Genomic DNA, 18611 nt, shown 5'->3' with positions numbered 1-18611 from the left:
GCCCATTGCAATCCAGCGTTATGGTCAAACGGGATGCTCTCCGGGATTAAGGCCCGGCAGCGTCTGACCGCCAGTCTTATCCGAACTGGCAGCATTACCATCCGGGGGCATGGTCGGATAACTGCCTGCGTCATCTACCGGCGGACGGGGATCACGCCCGGCCATGATGTCGCTCACCTGATTGGAATCCAGGGTTTCGTACTTCAACAACGCCTGAGCCATAGCTTCGACCTTGTCGCGATTTCCCTCGATCAGCTTGCGCGCCACATCATAACGTTCACGAATGATGCCCCGGATTTCTCCGTCCACGGTCATGGCTGTCTGTTCGGAAATGTTACTATGCTTGGTCATCTCCCGACCGATGAACACTTCTTCTTCCTTCTCACCGATCACCATGGGGCCAATACTGGACATACCCCACTGGGTCACCATTTTCCGGGCCAGATCCGTGGCGCGTTCAATATCATTACCCGCACCCGTGGTCATCTGATTCAGAAAGACTTCTTCGGCAATACGCCCACCCATGAGGATGGAAATGTTACTGAGAATTTCCTCACGCTCATAATTGAAGCGGTCTTCAGTGGGCAATTGCATGGTTACACCCAATGCACGGCCACGAGGAATGATGGTCACCTTATGCACCGGGTCCGTGCCGGGCAACAACTTGGCAACCACCGCATGACCCGATTCATGATATGCCGTAGTTTCCCGCTGCTTGTCACTCATCACTACCGATTTGCGTTCGGCACCCATCATGACCTTGTCTTTGGCGTTTTCAAAGTCATGCATATCGACCAGACGCTTACTCTTGCGCGCCGCCATCAAGGCTGCTTCGTTGACCAGATTGGCCAGATCAGCCCCGGAAAAACCAGGCGTACCCCGTGCAATGACTTTGGGATCCACGTCGGGTGTAATAGGCACCTTGCGCATGTGAACCTGCAGAATCTGTTCACGACCACGAATATCGGGCAGAGGCACAGTGACCTGACGATCAAAACGCCCAGGACGCAACAGGGCAGGATCCAGCACATCCGGACGGTTGGTGGCAGCCACCACAATAATCCCTTCCGTACCTTCAAAACCATCCATCTCTACCAGCAACTGGTTGAGGGTCTGTTCGCGCTCATCATTACCACCGCCAAGACCCGCGCCACGCTGGCGTCCAACTGCATCAATTTCGTCAATGAAAATGATGCAGGGTGCATGTTTTTTCGCCTGCTCGAACATGTCGCGAACCCGCGAGGCGCCGACACCCACGAACATTTCCACAAAATCAGAGCCGGAAATGGAGAAGAACGGTACCCGGGCTTCACCGGCAATGGCGCGTGCCAACAAGGTTTTACCGGCACCCGGTGAACCCATCAACAGCACGCCCTTGGGAATCCGACCACCGAGACGCTGGAATTTTTGGGGATCGCGCAGGAAGTCGACAATTTCCGCCAGCTCTTCCTTGGCCTCTTCAACGCCCGCCACATCAGCGAAGGTGACCTTGTTGTTTTCTTCAGTCAGCATCCGGGCCTTGCTGCGCCCGAATGTCATGGCGCCTCGACCACCCGCACCACCGCCACCCATCTGGCGCATGAAGAAAATCCAGACACCAATCAGCAGCAGCATGGGGAACCAGGAAATCAGGATGGACAGCAAAATAGACTGCCCTGCCGGGGGTTTCACATTGATTTTTACGCCTGCAGCAAGCAACTGCGGCACCAGCTGGGTATCATTGGCCGGCGTGTAAACGCTGAACTTTTGCCCGGAACTGAGACTACCCGTTACATGATTGGCATCAATATTCACATCGGCCACTTGCCCTTGCTTGATGCTATTCACAAACGTCGAAAAGTCCATAGCCTGAGCGGGCGTCGAACTACTCGTATTGAGGTTCTGAAACACCAGCATCAGGATGACCCCTATGGCCACCCATAACAAAACGTTTTTTAAGACATTATTCATAAGTTACCCCCCGCAAGGGAGAATTTGATCCAGATTCAAGACTGACAGACGCTTTGATGTTAGCCCTCTGAAAAGCCACTGACAATAAGATTTTGTTCAACCCTGTGTTCCTCCCACCGTCAGATCGCGTATTTTGAGAGTAGGCTGACCGACGCCTACCGGCACACTCTGGCCATCCTTGCCACAAGTACCCACACCCGTATCTAACTGGAGGTCATTACCGATCATTTCAACCCTGGTCAGTACATCCGGACCGTTGCCAATCAGTGTCGCCCCTTTTATTGGCCGGGTTATTTTACCATTTTCAATGAGATAGGCTTCAGAAGCGGAAAACACAAACTTACCGTTGGTAATATCTACCTGCCCCCCGCCAAAGTTCACTGCATAGAGACCACGCCGGACACTGGCAATAATTTCCTGAGGATCCCGATCCCCCGCACGCATGTAGGTATTGGTCATCCGGGGCATGGGGAGATGCGCGTAGGACTCGCGACGACCATTGCCGGTAGAACGGGTGCCGGTCAGGCGGGCGTTGAGTGTGTCCTGTAAATAGCCCTTGAGGATGCCGTCTTCGATGAGGGTGGTACACTGGGTTTCCGTGCCTTCGTCATCGACATTCAGGCTGCCCCGGCGATTTTCGAGGGTACCGTCGTCCACCACGGTCACCCCAGGAGCCGCAACCCGCTCACCGACCCGCCCACTAAATGCACTGGTGCCCTTGCGATTGAAATCACCTTCCAAGCCATGGCCGATGGCTTCATGCAGTAAAATGCCCGGCCAACCCGGCCCCAGCACCACATCCATACTCCCTGCCGGGGCCGCTTCAGCTTCCAGATTAATCAGCGCCTGACGCGCGGCTTCGCGGGCAAAATCATCGGCCATCTGGCCCTTCAGGAAGGTCTGGTAATCATAACGACCACCACCACCGGCGCTCCCTTGCTCGCGCCGTCCACCCTGCTCGGCAATGGCCGAAACATGGAGACGTACCAAAGGACGGACGTCTGCCGCCATGGTGCCATCCAGCCGCGCCACCAGCACCGCCTCAAATTTGGCGCTCAGACTGGCCATCACCTGAACAATGCGGGGGTCTACCGACCGCGCCACTTGCTCCACCCGCTCCAGCAGGGCGATTTTTTCTTCGTTGGGGATAGAGGCCAACGGATCGGTTGGCTGATACAAGGACAGCCCATTGCGCCGCTGCCAGACCAGGCCCCGATTTTCACCCGGCTGATGGACAATGGCGCGCGCTGCATCGGCCGCCGTCAGCAGCGCTTCGACACCAATTTCATCGGAGTAGGCCAAGCCCTGGCGCTCACCCTGAATGGCGCGCACCCCTACCCCCTGTTCAATGGCATGACTCCCGTTTTTCACCACCCCTTCTTCAAGACTGAAGCCTTCGCTGCGACTGTACTGAAAGTACAGGTCGGCATCGTCCAGCGCCCGATGAGACAGTCGGCCAAACACTTTTTCCAGCTCCCCTTCACTGATACCGCCGGGAGTAAACAAGGTGGCACGCGCTATATCGAGGGTTGAAGCAGTCATATCATCCTTCCTTGAGAGTCCATACCGTCAGTATGCGCCCAAGAGACCAGTTAGAACAAGTCCAAATTTTAATTTCTTTAGACGCGCTCTGTAACTTCCACAAAAATCTTCGCAAAATGATTGCACTGGCTATCTTATCCACAACTTGCAAGCCATTTATCCACCCTTTCATCCACAATATGTAGTTGACAACAGCACCAGCAAGACTATATTTGGTGTGTGGGGCGTCTGGCAGGCAATTGTTTTCCGGGTGCCCATTGCGTGACATAAACGCTTTTTCCAGGCCCTTTACGCCCAGCTTCGGAGTCTCAACATGCCCAATCCCGCCGCTCAAACTGTTGTCAGCAATCCTGCATACGATCCATCAGAAGCCAGTCATTACAAGGTCATTCGCCGCAACAATGCGATGGTCACCTTTGATGCCAGCAAAATTCATATTGCCATGACCAAAGCCTTTCTGGCCGTGGAAGGTGGCGGCGGTGCCGCCAGCGCCCGGGTGCGCGACCTCGTCACGCGCCTGACCGGGCAGGTCATTGAGGCGCTGCAAAGACGCCAGCCGGGTGGTGGCACCTTTCACATCGAAGACATTCAGGATCAGGTAGAGCTGGCCTTGATGCGGGCGGGCGAACACGAAGTCGCACGTGCCTATGTGCTTTACCGCGAAGAGCGCGCCCGCGAACGCCGTCAACAGAGCATTTCAGCCCCGCAGGCGGACATACCGCAAATTCAGGTGAAATATCCAGACGGTACGCAGCGGGCGCTGGATCTGAAGCGTTTGCGGGCCGTCATTGAGGAAGCCTGCAGCGGCCTTGGCGAGGCTGTTTCCGTTGATACCCTGATGAACAACACCAGCAAAAATCTGTACGATGGCATCAGCGAAGATGAACTGTTTCAGGCTCCCATTTTGGCCAGCCGGGTCATGATCGAGCGCGACCCCGCCTATGCTTATGTTTCTGCGCGCCTGTTGCTGGACCGGGTACGCTGGGAAGTGTTGGGTGAAGCCGCCACCCAGACCGAAATGGCCGCACGCTATCCTGAATACTTCCGGGATTACCTGCAGACCGGCATTGCCCACGAACTGATTGATCCGCGCCTTGGTCAATATGATCTGGACCGTATTACGGCGGCCATCAAACCCGAACGCGATCTCAATTTCCAGTATCTGGGCCTGCAGATTCTTTATGATCGTTACTTCCTGCATGTCCGCGAACGCCACATTGAACTGCCTCAGTCTTTCTGGATGCGGGTGGCCATGGGTCTGGCTGTCAATGAAGTGGACCGTGAAGAACAGGCCATCGCCTTTTATGAAGTGCTGTCCAGCTTCGATTTTGTCAGTTCGACCCCCACTCTTTTCAACTCAGGAACCTTGCGGCCGCAATTGTCGAGCTGCTTCCTGACCACCGTGGGCGACGATCTGGACGATATTTACGAGGCCATCAAGGAAAACGCCCTGCTCTCCAAATTCAGCGGCGGCCTGGGTAATGACTGGACTCCCGTACGGGCTCTGGGTTCTTTCATCAAGGGCACCAATGGTAAATCCCAGGGAGTCGTGCCCTTCCTCAAGGTGGTCAATGACACCGCTGTTGCCGTCAACCAGGGCGGCAAGCGCAAGGGTGCAGTCTGCGCCTACCTCGAAACCTGGCACATGGACATCGAGGAATTTCTGGAACTGCGCAAAAACACCGGCGATGACCGGCGCCGCACCCATGACATGAACACCGCCAACTGGATTCCTGACCTGTTTATGGAGCGAGTGGAAAGTGGTACTGCCTGGACGCTGTTCAGCCCGAATGAAACGGCAGATCTGCATGATCTGACCGGCTCCGCTTTCCGGGAACGCTACGAACATTACGAGCGTATGGCCGATGCGGGTGAAATCGAACTGTACAAAAAAATCCCCGCCCTGCAGCTGTGGCGCAAAATGCTGACCATGCTGTTTGAAACCGGCCATCCCTGGATTACCTTCAAGGACCCCTGCAATTTGCGCAGCCCGCAGCAGCACGTGGGTGTCGTACATAGTTCCAATCTCTGCACGGAAATCACCCTCAACACCAACGACAAGGAAATTGCCGTTTGTAATCTGGGCTCCGTGAACCTGATTGCGCACCTGAAAAATACCGCAAGCACCGATCAATCCACCCTGCGCACCGACAGCACGCCCGAAGATCTGCTGGAACTGCTGGACACCGACAAGCTCAGCCGGACCATCCGCACCGCCATGCGCATGCTCGACAATGTCATCGACATGAACTACTACGCCGTGGCCAAAGCGCGCAACAGCAATATGCGCCATCGTCCTGTGGGTCTGGGTCTGATGGGCTTTTCAGATGCCCTGCTGGAAATGCGGATACCCTATGCTTCGCCAGCGGCCGTCGCCTTTGCAGACATCAGTCAGGAAGTGATTTCCTACTACGCCATTGAGGCTTCTGCCGATCTGGCGCAGGAACGGGGCAGTTACCCGAGCTTCCAGGGTTCACTCTGGAGTCAGGGGGCATTGCCCATCGACAGCATCGAACTGCTGGCCGCCAGCCGTGAACATGGCGTTGATGTAGACCGCAGCATTCGCCTCGACTGGAACGGGCTGCGGGACAAAGTTCGCAAAGGCATCCGTAACAGCAATTGTCTGGCCATTGCCCCCACGGCGACCATTTCCAACATTGTTGGCGTCAGTCAGGGGATTGAGCCCATTTATCAAAACCTTTACGTCAAATCCAACCTGTCCGGCGAATTTACGGTGGTAAACAGCTACCTGGTGCATGACCTCAAACGTCAGGGACTCTGGGACGAAGTCATGGTCAATGACCTCAAATACTTCGACGGATCAGTCTTGCCCGTGGATCGCATTCCTGCCGCCCTCAAGCCGCTCTACGCCAATGCCTTCGAAACTGATCCGGAATGGCTGGTCGAAGCCGCTGCCCGTCGTCAGAAATGGCTGGATCAGGCGCAGAGTCTGAATCTGTATTTTGGCCAGCCGTCCGGCAAGAAAATTGATGAAACCTACCGTCTGGCCTGGAAGCGCGGGCTCAAAACCACCTATTACCTGCGCTCGCTGGGAGCCACAGCGGCGGAAAAATCTACTGTACAAACAGGCACTCTCAATGCCGTGTCCGGCCACCAGCCCAAGGCCTGTGCCATTGATGATCCCACCTGTGAAGCCTGCCAATAAGCAGAGGAGAAATTGCCGTTATGTTGAATTTTGAAAACAGCCTGCGTCCCGAACCACTACGCAGCAGCAGCCTGAATGATTTGCCGGAGTCTGTGCCGGAAGAGGAAAGCATACGTTTCGCCCGGGTACGTGCCGAAGACAAACGCATCATCAACGGTCGTGCGGATGTCAATCAACTGGTTCCTTTCAAGTATCAGTGGGCCTGGGACAAGTATCTGGCTGCCTGCGCCAACCACTGGATGCCCCAGGAAATCCAGATGTCCCGTGATATTGCCCTCTGGAAAGACCCCAAAGGCCTCACGGAAGATGAGCGCCGCATCGTCAAGCGTAATCTTGGTTTTTTTGTGACCGCCGACAGCCTCGCTGCCAATAACATTGTACTAGGCACCTATCGGCACATCACCGCGCCAGAATGCCGCCAATACATGTTACGGCAAGCCTTTGAGGAAGCCATTCACACCCACGCCTACCAGTATATTGTCGAATCCATTGGCCTGGATGAAGGTGAAATCTTCAACATGTACCACGAAGTACCGTCGGTGCGGGATAAAGACCAGTTTCTGATGCCCTTCATCGACATCCTGGCCGACCCCAACTTCAAGACGGGCACCCTAGAAAATGACCAGAAACTGCTGCGCTCCCTGATTGTTTTTGCGGCTATTATGGAAGGGACTTTTTTCTATGTCGGGTTCAGCCAGATTCTGGCCATGGGCCGACAGAACAAGATGGTAGGCGCTGCCGAACAATACCAGTACATTCTGCGCGATGAATCCATGCACTGTAATTTTGGCATTGATTTAGCCAATCAGATCAAGGTCGAAAACCCACAGCTTTGGACAGAAAGCTTCCAGCAGGAAATTATTGATCTGATCCGCCGTGGCGTGGAACTGGAATGCGCCTACGCCGACGACACCATGCCCCGTGGGGTTCTGGGTCTGAATGCCCCGATATTCAAGGACTACGTCAAATTCATCGGAAACCGGCGCCTGGTACAACTGGGCCTGCCCCAGCAATATCCGGGCGTACAAAACCCTTTCCCGTGGATGAGCGAAATGATGGATCTCAAAAAGGAAAAGAACTTTTTTGAAACTCGGGTGACGGAATATCAGACTGGGGGGGCGCTGAGTTGGGATTGATGTTGGGGTGATTGTTGGGTTTTACGGAAAAATGGTGATGCATTGCCCATATGTGAGTACGCACCGAGCTCAGAAGTTTGGATCTGGTTCTGAATTATGGCTGTATTTATCTTCTGGAATGTTTTAGGTTTTCCTAAAGTTATATCTGATGGTAAATAATTTGAAATACAGGATACTGACTTTCATGGAGCATTTTTATAATGTGCGTATTAGTCAGAATCATGCTGTTTAAATTACGTTAGAAGCAATAGAGTCCAGTGTTAGGATGAATAATGAACTTAGATGAATTTAGTGCTGAACTTAAAAACAAAAATAATGAAGAAGATGTCCTCGAATTTTGCCGAAAGCATGCTTTACATGGCACGCCCTATATATTCAATACTCGGGATGAGGAGTTCTACGATTTTAGGAAACGGATTGCGAAAAAGTTCGGCATCCCTTTCCACGAAATATTTATTACAGGATCGGCGAAGCTAGGATTTAGTCCGTTTAAGAAAAAAAGCTTTGATTATGACTCTGATATTGATGTTGCCATTGTGTCACCAAGACTGTTTGAGAGGTTGATGACTAATATCGCCGAATATCAAATGATGATCAGAAAAAATAGAACTTCAGTCAGTGCTAGAGAACTAAAAATTTATCATTCATTCCTAGAGTATGTAGCACTTGGTTGGATTCGTCCTGACAAGCTTCCGGTATCCTTTCAGATGAAGGCAATCAAGAATGATTGGTTTGAGTTTTTTAGAGGCATATCCAATGGAAAATCAGAGGCCGGTAATTATCACGTAAATGCGGGCGTTTTTAAAAGCTATGAGCATCTAGAAAATTACACCCTTTCTGGGATAAAAGATTTAAAGCGATCAAGAAACCTGAGGAAAAACTAATGTCAACGCAGATTAAGCCTTCTGTTACCAATCCCACAATTGCAGATATTTATGAAAAAATTGACACTAATAGATTAGATCTAAGCCCAGATTTTCAAAGAAAGTTTGTCTGGACACAAGAGCATCAAGAGCAATTTTTAGACACCATACTTCATGGCTTTCCATTTCCTGAAATATATGTTTGCCAAGGAATTACGGATACCAAAAAATTGAGAACTACCCAGAAGGTAATCGATGGCCAGCAGCGCCTGACTACAATTAAAAACTATATTGAGAACGACTTTAAAAAAGATCTTAGAATTGTACCCAGCTTCGTAAGTTTGACCGAAGAGCAGCGCGAGGATTTTCTTTCTTACCAGATTGTTGTACGTGATATAGGGAAGGTTGAAGAAGGCCTAATCAGAGAGATATTTAGACGAATAAATCTGACAAAATTCAAGCTTGAAGATATAGAAATACACAATGCCATCTACGATGGAAAGTTTATTCAGGTTGCCAAAGATTTGGCGAATGAAGTAGAACTTGATCAGTTTGGTGTGTTTCATGAGTCTGAATTTACGCGAATGGCAGATGTTCACTTCTTCCTGCAGGTCATGTCGACTTTGATAAGAGGAGGCTATTTTCCTCGTGACAATGAAGTGGAAAAGTGTGTGGCGGAATATAATGAAGAATTTCCCGAGTCTCATAAAGTGAAATCACAAGTGCTTAAGGCGATAGCCATAATTCAGGATTTGGGCCTGGAGGTAGATTCGATTTGGTTTAGAAAATCATGCTTTTTTACTCTTGTGGTAGAGCTTTGTTTTGCAGGCGCTATCCCTTCAGATCTTATCAGTCGTTTAAATGAATTTGATCAAAACGTTCTCAGAAGTAAAAACATGAAAGAAACAGATCATGGGCTTTTCTATCATTCAATGTATTCTGGAACAAATGACAGGAAAGCAAGGATTAATAGGTCTGATTTATTTAAGAAATATATGCTGGTGTAGCGGCCTCTAATAAAGCGCTGAAGCGTTGGAAGACCTGACGCTGTACCTCGAAGAAGGTCAGCTCAGCATCGACAATAATCCGGTAGAGCGGGCGCTGCGGGGCGTGGCCATTGGCCGCAAGAATTTCTTGTTCGTGGGTAATGACGCGGGTGGTGAACGGGCCGCCACCTTTTACAGCATCATCGAAACGTGCAAGCTTAACGGTATTGAGCCCTTCGCCTACCTCTGTGATGTCCTCGACAAGCTCCCGACCTTGCCCAATAAAAAACTCCACGAACTCCTACCGTAGAACTGGAAAAAATCTGCATTAGCCTGATTGGCGCCAATCCGCAAGCTTGGGTTCGCTGAACGCTTACGACCATCAGGGCTCAACGGCGGCATGGCAGAGGAAGCGACCCTTCCCGTTCGGCTTGGGAATGAATAATATCGGTCAAGTGCAGGCAGCCGTCGGATTGTCGGATCGCATGATTTCGTATCTTGAATGCATACAGGGAATGGATACACGGCCCGCTAAGGTGGTAAATACAGTTATGAACGAAAATGCGCTAATACCTAAAATTCCGCCCGCGCTGAGGCGATTACGCCGACTTTACCAGATTAAAGGAGATCCTGCGCTTGCAAGTATTATTGATTTCGGTCGGGTGCACGTAGAACAATGCACTGGGTATGATAACTGGAATGGTGGAACTATCGGCCATGACGTGTTTTTGTTTGTCCCAGAAGACATTATGGATCTCGTAGACTTAGACAAACAAGCCTCTGTGTTCGAGCGACTGAGAGACGATTTAAACAAGGCGATACCTGAAGTAGAGAACGAATATGTCCGCGCCGTTTACGTAAAGAGTGCGGACGAATTGGATCCGCAATTTCAGGCATCTATTAATTTAACTGGGAAGCCGCAGATCGTTCCTGAACGAACTGGCCTATGGAAAACTAATAGTCTTCGCATCTTCTTAAGTCATCGTGATAAGCATAAAGGCGTGGCGCATGAGCTCGCAGAAGCACTTGCGCCTTTTGGCGTTTCTTCGTTCGTCGCACACGACGCAATAAAACCCATGCGTGAATGGGAGAAGGAGATACTGAATGCTTTGATCACAATGGAGGTTATGGTGGTACTTCTGACGGATGACTTCCACGAAAGCGAATGGACAAATCAGGAGATCGGATTTGCCTTAGGAAAAGGAATTCCTATTATTTGCGTAAAGGTCGGGACCACTGACCCTTGTGGCTTTATTGGATCAAAACAGGCGTTGAAAGTGCCTTATGATAAAGTTGTTACCGTGGCCCCGAAGATCCATCGTGCGTTGATAAATGAAATTGGACAAGAAGGGCGCCTGAAGGAAATTCTGATTGAATCTTTTATTTCGTCGCCCAACTATATTGAAACCATGGATCGACTGGAGCGATTGACTAATACTGCTGATCGACTAACTGACAAAGAATTCGAGCGGATCAAGGAAGGCTACGCCAGCAATCACCAGCTTTACACCTGTGGCGGTATTCATAATCGGGGTAATTGGTTTAAAAGGTATCTTGAATGTGCCACCGGCAAGAAACTAGAGTTTAAAGATAGGGAAATAATTGAAATCATGCCTTCCGCCGAAAATGAGTTACCGTTTTAGTTGGAGTTGAAATTAAAACTCTGATAGACAGGACTTCGAGCACAGAAAAGCTTTAGAATTACCAAACCTTAGTGCCGGAAGCTGTCAATTGATCCTCGGTAATAAATGAATGATTCCAGTCTAATCCGACAACGAACTACTTACAAATATCTTGCGCCTTCTACTGAACTATGGTCAGTGAGCATCTACCCCCACTACATAAAGGCATTCCAGGAAGAGTACCAAGGATTGGTATTGTCTGATCCCCACTTATCGAGTCACGCCTTGTTGTCCAACCTGCGGTTAGGTGCTTGTTTACCGTTTGATGGTGAGGATGACGGTAGGAATTGCCCTGACCATAAGAGTAGGCTATATAATGCGGATTTGTACTTGCCTGAGGAGGAATGTCTCTTCGATACAATCCTCCGTGGTGAGTGGCAATCAGACCGCCAAGGCTGTGCGGCAATGATATTTGAGGAATAAGCTTCACATACTTCGCATCACCTGGACAAAGGACATGGACCTTATCATTATGGGGACCTACCTTCGCTACAAAGACAAGTCCAGAGTTGTTCCGATCCAAGGTGTTAGGCAATTTGTGAATTTCACCAAAAGGTGTAATTACTGACGTTAAGTTGTTCGGCCAGATATTCAACGACCCGTGCGATTGGAGTTTCTGTGCAAATCTCATGTGAGACGGTCCAAGCGCTTGCCGAGGAACAATCCACGGCAACTGTTGAGCACTTTGGTGCCTGTCGCCTGAGATCCAATGGTCCATATCCCAATGGGAAAGCACAACCGGTGGATTGAGAGTAAAGCAGGGCTGAAAGTTGGCGGGATATGTCCCAGCATTTGTTCCACATCCACCGCCTAGATCGAAATAGAGGGCAGGCTGAAGGCTATTCGTAAGAACCGCCAAACATGCCCCTTGGCCAACATTATAAACCGCTAGGTAGTTATCTTTTTGTTTGGGGATTAGATGATTCAATAATTCTTCAATGGTATCTTGCGTGGCATCTTGCAAGCCATCGAGTGATACTATCTGCCTGAGACTGCGGCTTACCCTTCCTCTTCCATCCAGAGGCTCTATATTCTCAATGAAAACCTCTTCTATGTTTTCGTCATCGCTTGGGGAGCGATACCGTTGTGTCGCCAAGCTCCCAAGACTAGACACAGTAGCGATATTAAATCGGCACCAATGATCCACACGAAGGTTGCGCGTATTTTTTGAGGAGTCATGGGCCTCCAAAATCACAGGCTCCAATTGTTCAGCACGGGTTTCAAAGGTGTCGGCTTGGTGAAGTCGTTCTAGGCTCTTTGTGGGTATCGCATCGAAACGTATAGAAATGCCTTCCCGCGTGTGTTCAATTGAATCTACATAAGCAAAATATGACTTGTTTGAATGCATCTCCCAGATCCTGATACGGTATTATGTAATGAATACTACGCTGCTACTGAGCAAATATCAGTAGGCAGTTGAAGAAATGGTTGTGGCTGGCAATCCTCGTGATACGAACGACTGCTTACAGTCTAAACCTGAAATTCACTCTGAATGATACTACCCCAGTGGTCTGATAATCATAATCTGGAACAGCAGTCCACTTTCTTAACAAGTTATGTTGCTGATCTCCTGTGCTCGTATTATATCATATCGATGAGGGCTTTAGCCTTTCTCTTGTCAATATCTAGGTCAGTCTTCTGGTTATATTCCACCGCCGCGAGATCATCCCCCCGCTTTCGATTTTGCCATGGTTCCGGGCCTCAATAAGTATTGCTTCCAATGCAGGAATCAGCTTTTCCGCTGGATATGATGCTGGCATAACCCCAATACTACCGGTCTCGTGGTAAACAGCGTTCACAGTAGCCGCTGGAGTAGCGCCCAGTGTAGTGTAACGGCATAGATGATTCCGCCAATACCTCATCTATGGCAGCACGCCATTTCTTGTCTGTTACGCTCATCTTTATTCCCTTTGCCGTGCATCATACAAATACCGCTGAAACCCGCTGAACACTTCCCTTACCTGTACTGGGGTGCCCAGTTCCGCAAACGCATCGGCGATAGCGTTGTTGTACTTCAGCCGGAGTAGGAGCGATAGCTTTTCGGTATCCAGTTCCGCATCTCCCACTTTCACGTATTGCGCCAAAACAAAGTCCAGAAAGGCCCGCTGTTTGTCGGTGAACTGGTGGCCCATACTCTGCTTGGCGTGTTCAGCCCGCTCTGTCCTGGGAACCGGTTGCAAGGCAAAAGCCACATAGGCCAGCACGTCATAGAGATCACTATTCTGCGCGTCGATGATTTGCTGCATCTCCATGATCAGTTCCCGGTTGTAGCCCTTCTCGGCCAGTCCCTGCAGAAAGCTCTTCCGCGTCTCAGGATCGCTCCATATCTGGCGAAGCGCGTCCTCATCCTTGAAGAACTCTGGCAGTGTGCCAAAGAGCCCTTCCAGAAACTGCGCTGCCGTAACGGGATTGCCATCGGGTCCGAAATAGATGGTGGAAGATATACTTTGAATGCTGCGCTCCTTTCCGTCCCGCAGCTTCACCCGGATTTTGACGGGCCGCTCGGTCGGCGGTAGGGGTAGCCGGGGTTCCCGCACTTCGCCGCTTCCCCCTGTAGGTTCCGGCTCCAGCGGCTCGCCATCCCATTCCGGATCACCAAAATGATGATGCGCTTTCACGAAGTCATAGACAGTGAAAAAGTCCTTCCCCTCATACAGCCGGGTGCCCCGACCGATAATCTGTTTGAATTCGATCATGCTGTTGATTTGGCGAAGCAGAACAATATTGCGAATGTTTCGGGCATCGACGCCGGTGCTCAGCTTTTGGCTGGTAGTCAGGATGGTGGGGATATTCTTTTCGTTGTCCTGGAAGTCTTTCAGATACTGATCGCCCATGCTGCCGTCATTGGCCGTGACGCGGACACAGTAGAGGGGATCGGTGCTGGTCTTCTCCTGATTGATGATGTCCCGCACCAGGGCGGCGTGTTCCTGATTAGCGCAGAACACCAAGGTCTTCTCACGCTGATCGATGTGGCTCATGAAGAGCTTTACCCGATAGCGTTCGCGCTCGAGGATGACGATTTTGCGATTGAAGTCTTTTTCCAGATAGGTCTTGCCGCGCTGGATTTCGCCTTCGAGGAGAGCATCATCGGGGGTGTATATGTATTCGTCGATGGTGGTGGCGAATTGCTTGACCTTGAAAGGGGTCAGGAAACCGTCATTGATGCCGTCCTTGAGGCTGTAGATATAGACCGGCGCGCCAAAGTACGCATAGGTGTCCACGTTGTCGTTGCGCTTGGGGGTGGCGGTGAGGCCCAACTGTACCGCAGGCGCAAAGTATTCGAGGATGCCGCGCCAGCTGCTTTCGTCCTTGGCGCCGCCCCGATGACATTCATCCACCACGATGAAGTCGAAAAAGTCCGGCGGATAATCCCCGAAGTACGGTGTCTCACCGGGGCCACTCATGAAGGTCTGGAAGATGCTGAAAAAGATACTGCCGTTGGTAGGGACGCGGCCTTTCTTGCGGATATCCTCAGGAGCAATCCGCACCAGGGCATCTTCGGGAAAAGCGTTAAAGGCATTGAAAGCCTGATTGGCGAGGATATTCCTGTCCGCAAGAAAAAGAATACGTGGCCTGCGGCTGGGTTCGCGGGAGAGGTTCCAGCGGGCCTGAAAAAGCTTCCAGGCGATCTGGAAGGCGATGAAGGTTTTGCCGGTGCCGGTGGCCAACGTCAGGAGGATGCGCTCCTGTCCCTGCGCAATGGCTTCCAGGACGCGCTGTACGGCGGTCTCCTGATAGTAGCGGGGTTGGAATGATCCGCCGACACTTTCAAACGGAATGGCGGCAAAACGATCCCGCCAGGCATTTTCTACGGCATGGGTTTGATTCCAGAGTTCTTCGGGGGTGGGATAGCGGGTGATGTCGCCCTCGCTACCCGTTTCCATATCCATCCCATAGATGGATGTTCCGTTGGTGGCATAGGTGAAGCGTATGGCCATCTTCAGGGCGTATTGCTTAGCCTGCATCACTCCTTCGGTATGGGGCAGATCGCGGCGCTTGGCTTCGACGATGGCGAGCTTCTCGTTGCGGTACTCCAGCACGTAGTCGGCAATTTCCGGCTTGCCGCGTTGCCCGGCGCCCTGCAGTCGTCCCTGTGTGATCCGGTACTCCCGCAGTACCCGGCTGCCTTCCACCACACCCCAGCCAGCGGCCTTGAGGGCGGGATCTACCAGTTGGGCGCGGGTGTCGGCTTCATTCATGGCGGAGTCCTATAGGTCGCCGTTGAAGGCTTGGTGTAGGAGGGATTGTTTTAGTTCGTCGAGGGCGGCAAGTTTGTGTTGGTAGAGGGATTCGAGGTGTTGAGTTTCTTCATGTAAATTATCGAGACGAGCAACAATATGGTTCTGCTCCTCAACGGTCGGGGGAATGAATATGGAAAGGGAACTCCACTTCGACTTGTTGATAATGGGAAGGGTCGCTTGTCCAGCATTTTCATGAACGCGGCGCTGGAAGTCTACAGTGATCATCTGGTAGTAGACCATTTTAGCAGATATTCCAGTCGCTGGAGTTAATGAGTTAATCTGTTGATTAGTTGCAATTATCCTGTTTGCATACGCGGATTTGCCAATGGTTGCTCCAATGCATACCATGATTGCTGATGGTGCCATAACCAATCGTGCTTTTGCCGCTCCATTCTGACTTAACCCTTCGTTATCGTAGGTAATAGAGCCATCAGGCTTAAAGTCACCTGGTTTCACGAAGGGAATATGTTTACCCAGGTTTTCGGGCTCAGATGCCTTTGGTGTAGAACCGGTTTGAGTCTTACCGACTTCATCCAGCCGCTTCTCCACCCACCCTTCACCCCGCTGCGAAAACACCGCATTCAGATGGCTCTCAAAGATCTCACGGGCATTCTGGAGATTCTTCTCGGCGTTCGCTTTTGCGGTTGCTATGCCTTCAAAGGCTTCGTCGAGGATGGCGACGATGCGGCGCTGTTCGGGGAGGGGTGGAATCGGAATAGGATAATCTTCAATAAAGTCCTTTGTGATTCGCTTATGGCCTACAGCTCCGGCCATTCTGCTAGCACCTTCGTTTCGGAACGATTGCCGTGACAGGTAATAATATAGCCATTCGGCATCAAGCTGTTCGTTTGCTCGAAACACAATGTATTCACTGGAACCAAACCCGATATTATTAATTAAATCTGATGCGATACCCAGTTTTCCATTCTCAAAACAAGGCGTAATTTTGGCTAGTAAAACATCGCCATTAGTAAAATAGGTATAGCTTCCTATCACGTCACTCATGGTTCTAGTCTGGTTAGTGATCAGATACTTCTGATCTATCCCTAAGGTTTCCATAGGTGCGAACGATACAAAAAAATCGGCATTCTGGCCCTTGCGAGCCTCTGACTTCGGTGGTTTTATAAGGCACACCTCTTTAAGGGGCTTAACGTCCCACCCATCCCTCACAACAGCCCCCGAATAGCCGCCAGCACCTCAGCACTCTCGGCATCCAGTGCGGCAATCTCATCCAGTATTTCTTCCGGGCTACGCAGCACCTTTTCATCACCGCCATTGGGATTTTTGACCGACAGGTCATAGGTACGGGTGTCGATTCCGGACACATCTACCGACCATGACTGCGGCGAGTCGACCTTGGTCTTCTGCAGTGCGATAAACTCCGCCAGATCGTTGTCATTGAGGGGGTTCGTCTTCCCCATGTTTCGTCCGGGGTTCAGCTGGTAGTACCAGACCTTTCGGGTCGGCGCGCCCTTGTCAAAGAACAGCACCACGGTTTTTACTCCCGCCCCCTGAAAAGTCCCGCCCGGCAGATCCAAGACGGTATGCAGGTTACAGTCTTCCAGTAGCAGTTTGCGCAGACTGACCGAGGCGTTATCCGTATTGCTCAGGAAGGTGTTTTTAATGACCACGCCGCCCCGGCCACCCGCTTTCAGCATGCGGATAAAGTGCTGCAGGAATAAAAAGGCTGTCTCGCCGGTCTTGATGGGGAAGTTCTGCTGAACCTCCTTGCGTTCCTTGCCGCCGAAGGGCGGATTGGCCAACACCACATCTACCCGGTCTTTCGGCTGGATATCCATGAGATTCTCGGCCAGGGTGTTGGTATGGACGATGTTCGGCGCATCGATGCCATGTAGAATCATGTTCATGATGGCGATGACGTAGGCCAGACTCTTTTTCTCTTTGCCGTAGAAGGTACGCTCCTGCAGCGTCTGCATGTCGCCGGTGGTCAGTCCCGGCTGGGCCTTAAGATAGTCGAAGGCCTCACAGAGAAAGCCCGCCGAGCCCACCGCGCCGTCGTAAATCTTCTCGCCGACTTTGGGCGCCACCACCTGCACAATCGCCCGAATCAGGGGGCGGGGCGTGTAATATTCGCCGCCGTTACGACCGGCATTCCCCATGTTCTTGATCTTGGCTTCATACAGGTGGGAGAGCTCATGCTTCTCCGTCTGGGACCGGAAACGCAGACCATCAATGATCTCCACGATCTCCCGCAGGTTGTAGCCACTTTGAATCTTATTTTTGATTTCACTGAAGATTTCACCGATCTTGTACTCGATGGTGTTGGAGCCAGTAGCGCGGCGCTTGAAGCCTGACAGATATGGAAACAGTCGGATATTCACAAAATCCCGGAGGTCGTCCCCGGACAAGGCCTTGTGGTGGTCCATCCTGCCATCTGCCGTTTTGGGCGCCGCCCAATGCTCCCAGCGGAAGGCATCCTCCAAAATGAAGGTGTAGGGACGGCCTTCCAACTCCGCCTCCATGCCCCCGGTGTCAGGGTAGTTGTCGCCTCTCTGAAATGGAGTCAGGTGTAGGGTGGGGGCGGAAAGTGGATTATCGAGATGAAGAGTTATTCAGCAGAACGTAAGGCCGCTGTATTGCAGAAGATGTTACCGCCCACCAGTTTATCTGTGCCAGAACTGGCCAAACAGGAAGGGATTTCTGATGTGACGCTGTACCATTGGCGTAAGCAGGCGATAGCGAGTGGGACGATGAGTGCAGTGACCAAGAAGACCGCAGAGTGTTGGTCTGCCGAGTCCAAGTTGGCAGCGGTGGTGGAAACGGCACTGCTGTCCGAGGTGGAGTTGAGCGCATATTGCCGGGAGAAAGGGCTGTATCCAGACCAGGTAAAAGGGTGGAAACATGCCTGTATCGTTGGGCAGCAGACCGCCACCCAACAGAAACAGACAGCGGGTGCGCAAGGTCGTGCAGACCAGAAACGGATTCGTGAGTTGGAGCGGGAACTGCGTCGCAAAGACAAGGCCTTAGCCGAGGCGGCTGCGCTGCTGATCTTGCGAAAAAAATTGAACGCCCTCTGGGCTGTCT

The 18611-nt window shown here is 51.4% G+C and carries 11 protein-coding genes and 2 pseudogenes; 7 read left to right on the top strand and 6 right to left on the bottom strand.

Annotated features, from left to right (window positions below; all coding sequences use genetic code 11):
* Positions 1-24: 24 nt before the first annotated feature.
* Together ftsH and tldD are read right to left on the bottom strand one after the other, a co-directional pair.
* Positions 25-1950 carry an ATP-dependent zinc metalloprotease FtsH gene (gene ftsH, locus H7F11_RS05750; RefSeq protein WP_193651656.1) on the bottom strand — a complete coding sequence of 642 codons (1926 nt, stop codon included), beginning with the start codon at positions 1948-1950 and terminating at the stop codon, positions 25-27.
* 96 nt (positions 1951-2046) lie between these two features.
* Entirely contained in the window at positions 2047-3492 is a 1446-nt protein-coding gene (gene tldD / locus H7F11_RS05745; protein WP_193651655.1) for a metalloprotease TldD, read from the bottom strand.
* A 313-nt stretch (positions 3493-3805) separates the two neighbouring features.
* On the opposite strand from tldD, the gene H7F11_RS05740 reads away from it, so the two are divergent.
* The 6 genes and pseudogenes from H7F11_RS05740 to H7F11_RS05715 all read left to right on the top strand — a co-directional run bounded on the left by H7F11_RS05740 (position 3806) and on the right by H7F11_RS05715 (position 11286).
* Positions 3806-6658 (top strand): ribonucleoside-diphosphate reductase subunit alpha, encoded by a 2853-nt coding sequence (locus H7F11_RS05740; protein WP_193651654.1) that lies wholly within the window; start codon positions 3806-3808, stop codon positions 6656-6658.
* Between the two features lie 20 nt (positions 6659-6678).
* A complete protein-coding gene (locus H7F11_RS05735; protein WP_193651653.1) occupies positions 6679-7794 on the top strand; it encodes a ribonucleotide-diphosphate reductase subunit beta in 1116 nt (371 codons plus the stop codon).
* 272 nt (positions 7795-8066) lie between these two features.
* Positions 8067-8678, top strand: a complete 612-nt coding sequence (locus tag H7F11_RS05730; RefSeq protein WP_193651652.1) for a hypothetical protein — start codon at positions 8067-8069, stop codon at positions 8676-8678.
* Positions 8678-9664: a DUF262 domain-containing protein gene (locus H7F11_RS05725; protein ID WP_193651651.1), complete on the top strand. Its 987-nt coding sequence runs from the start codon at positions 8678-8680 to the stop codon at positions 9662-9664. Before H7F11_RS05730 ends, H7F11_RS05725 begins: the two co-directional genes overlap by 1 nt.
* Before the next feature lie 2 nt (positions 9665-9666).
* Positions 9667-9953 (top strand): annotated as a pseudogene (locus tag H7F11_RS05720) (IS66 family transposase); the annotation flags it as partial.
* 46 nt (positions 9954-9999) lie between these two features.
* A complete protein-coding gene (locus tag H7F11_RS05715; RefSeq protein ID WP_193651650.1) occupies positions 10000-11286 on the top strand; it encodes a toll/interleukin-1 receptor domain-containing protein in 1287 nt (428 codons plus the stop codon).
* Between the two features lie 160 nt (positions 11287-11446).
* Here the strand turns inward: H7F11_RS05715 and H7F11_RS05710 are convergent, their stop codons facing one another.
* The 4 genes from H7F11_RS05710 to H7F11_RS05695 all read right to left on the bottom strand — a co-directional run bounded on the left by H7F11_RS05710 (position 11447) and on the right by H7F11_RS05695 (position 18037).
* Complete coding sequence (locus H7F11_RS05710; RefSeq protein ID WP_193651649.1) at positions 11447-12673, bottom strand: hypothetical protein; 1227 nt, start codon at positions 12671-12673, stop codon at positions 11447-11449.
* 553 nt (positions 12674-13226) lie between these two features.
* The gene (gene hsdR, locus H7F11_RS05705) at positions 13227-15524 is read right to left on the bottom strand and encodes an EcoAI/FtnUII family type I restriction enzme subunit R (protein ID WP_193651648.1); all 2298 of its coding nucleotides are present in this window, start codon (positions 15522-15524) and stop codon (positions 13227-13229) included.
* Positions 15525-15533: 9 nt separating this feature from the next.
* Positions 15534-16736 (bottom strand): restriction endonuclease subunit S, encoded by a 1203-nt coding sequence (locus tag H7F11_RS17095; RefSeq protein WP_193651647.1) that lies wholly within the window; start codon positions 16734-16736, stop codon positions 15534-15536.
* On the bottom strand, positions 16733-18037 hold the full coding sequence (locus H7F11_RS05695; RefSeq protein WP_227485298.1) for an N-6 DNA methylase: 1305 nt from the start codon (positions 18035-18037) through the stop codon (positions 16733-16735). Before H7F11_RS05695 ends, H7F11_RS17095 begins: the two co-directional genes overlap by 4 nt.
* Positions 18038-18127: 90 nt before the next feature.
* Here H7F11_RS05695 and H7F11_RS05690 point away from each other — a divergent pair.
* A pseudogene (locus H7F11_RS05690) lies at positions 18128-18611 on the top strand (transposase); the annotation flags it as partial.

This window comes from Acidithiobacillus sp. HP-2, from assembly GCF_015100155.1.
In the GTDB taxonomy this organism is placed as follows: domain Bacteria; phylum Pseudomonadota; class Gammaproteobacteria; order Acidithiobacillales; family Acidithiobacillaceae; genus Acidithiobacillus.
The sequence above is the reverse complement of the archived record's forward strand: the minus strand, read 5'-3'. Positions and strand labels throughout refer to the sequence as shown.

What these genes read in the sequence shown, in the direction of transcription:
- H7F11_RS05730 (WP_193651652.1), top strand. Translation starts at nt 8,067, where the DNA reads ATGAACTTAGATGAATTTAGTGCTGAACTTAAAAACAAAAATAATGAA.
- tldD (WP_193651655.1), bottom strand. Translation starts at nt 3,492, where the DNA reads ATGACTGCTTCAACCCTCGATATAGCGCGTGCCACCTTGTTTACTCCC.
- hsdR (WP_193651648.1), bottom strand. Translation starts at nt 15,524, where the DNA reads ATGAATGAAGCCGACACCCGCGCCCAACTGGTAGATCCCGCCCTCAAG.
- ftsH (WP_193651656.1), bottom strand. Translation starts at nt 1,950, where the DNA reads ATGAATAATGTCTTAAAAAACGTTTTGTTATGGGTGGCCATAGGGGTC.
- H7F11_RS05725 (WP_193651651.1), top strand. Translation starts at nt 8,678, where the DNA reads ATGTCAACGCAGATTAAGCCTTCTGTTACCAATCCCACAATTGCAGAT.
- H7F11_RS05710 (WP_193651649.1), bottom strand. Translation starts at nt 12,673, where the DNA reads ATGCATTCAAACAAGTCATATTTTGCTTATGTAGATTCAATTGAACAC.
- H7F11_RS05740 (WP_193651654.1), top strand. Translation starts at nt 3,806, where the DNA reads ATGCCCAATCCCGCCGCTCAAACTGTTGTCAGCAATCCTGCATACGAT.
- H7F11_RS05735 (WP_193651653.1), top strand. Translation starts at nt 6,679, where the DNA reads ATGTTGAATTTTGAAAACAGCCTGCGTCCCGAACCACTACGCAGCAGC.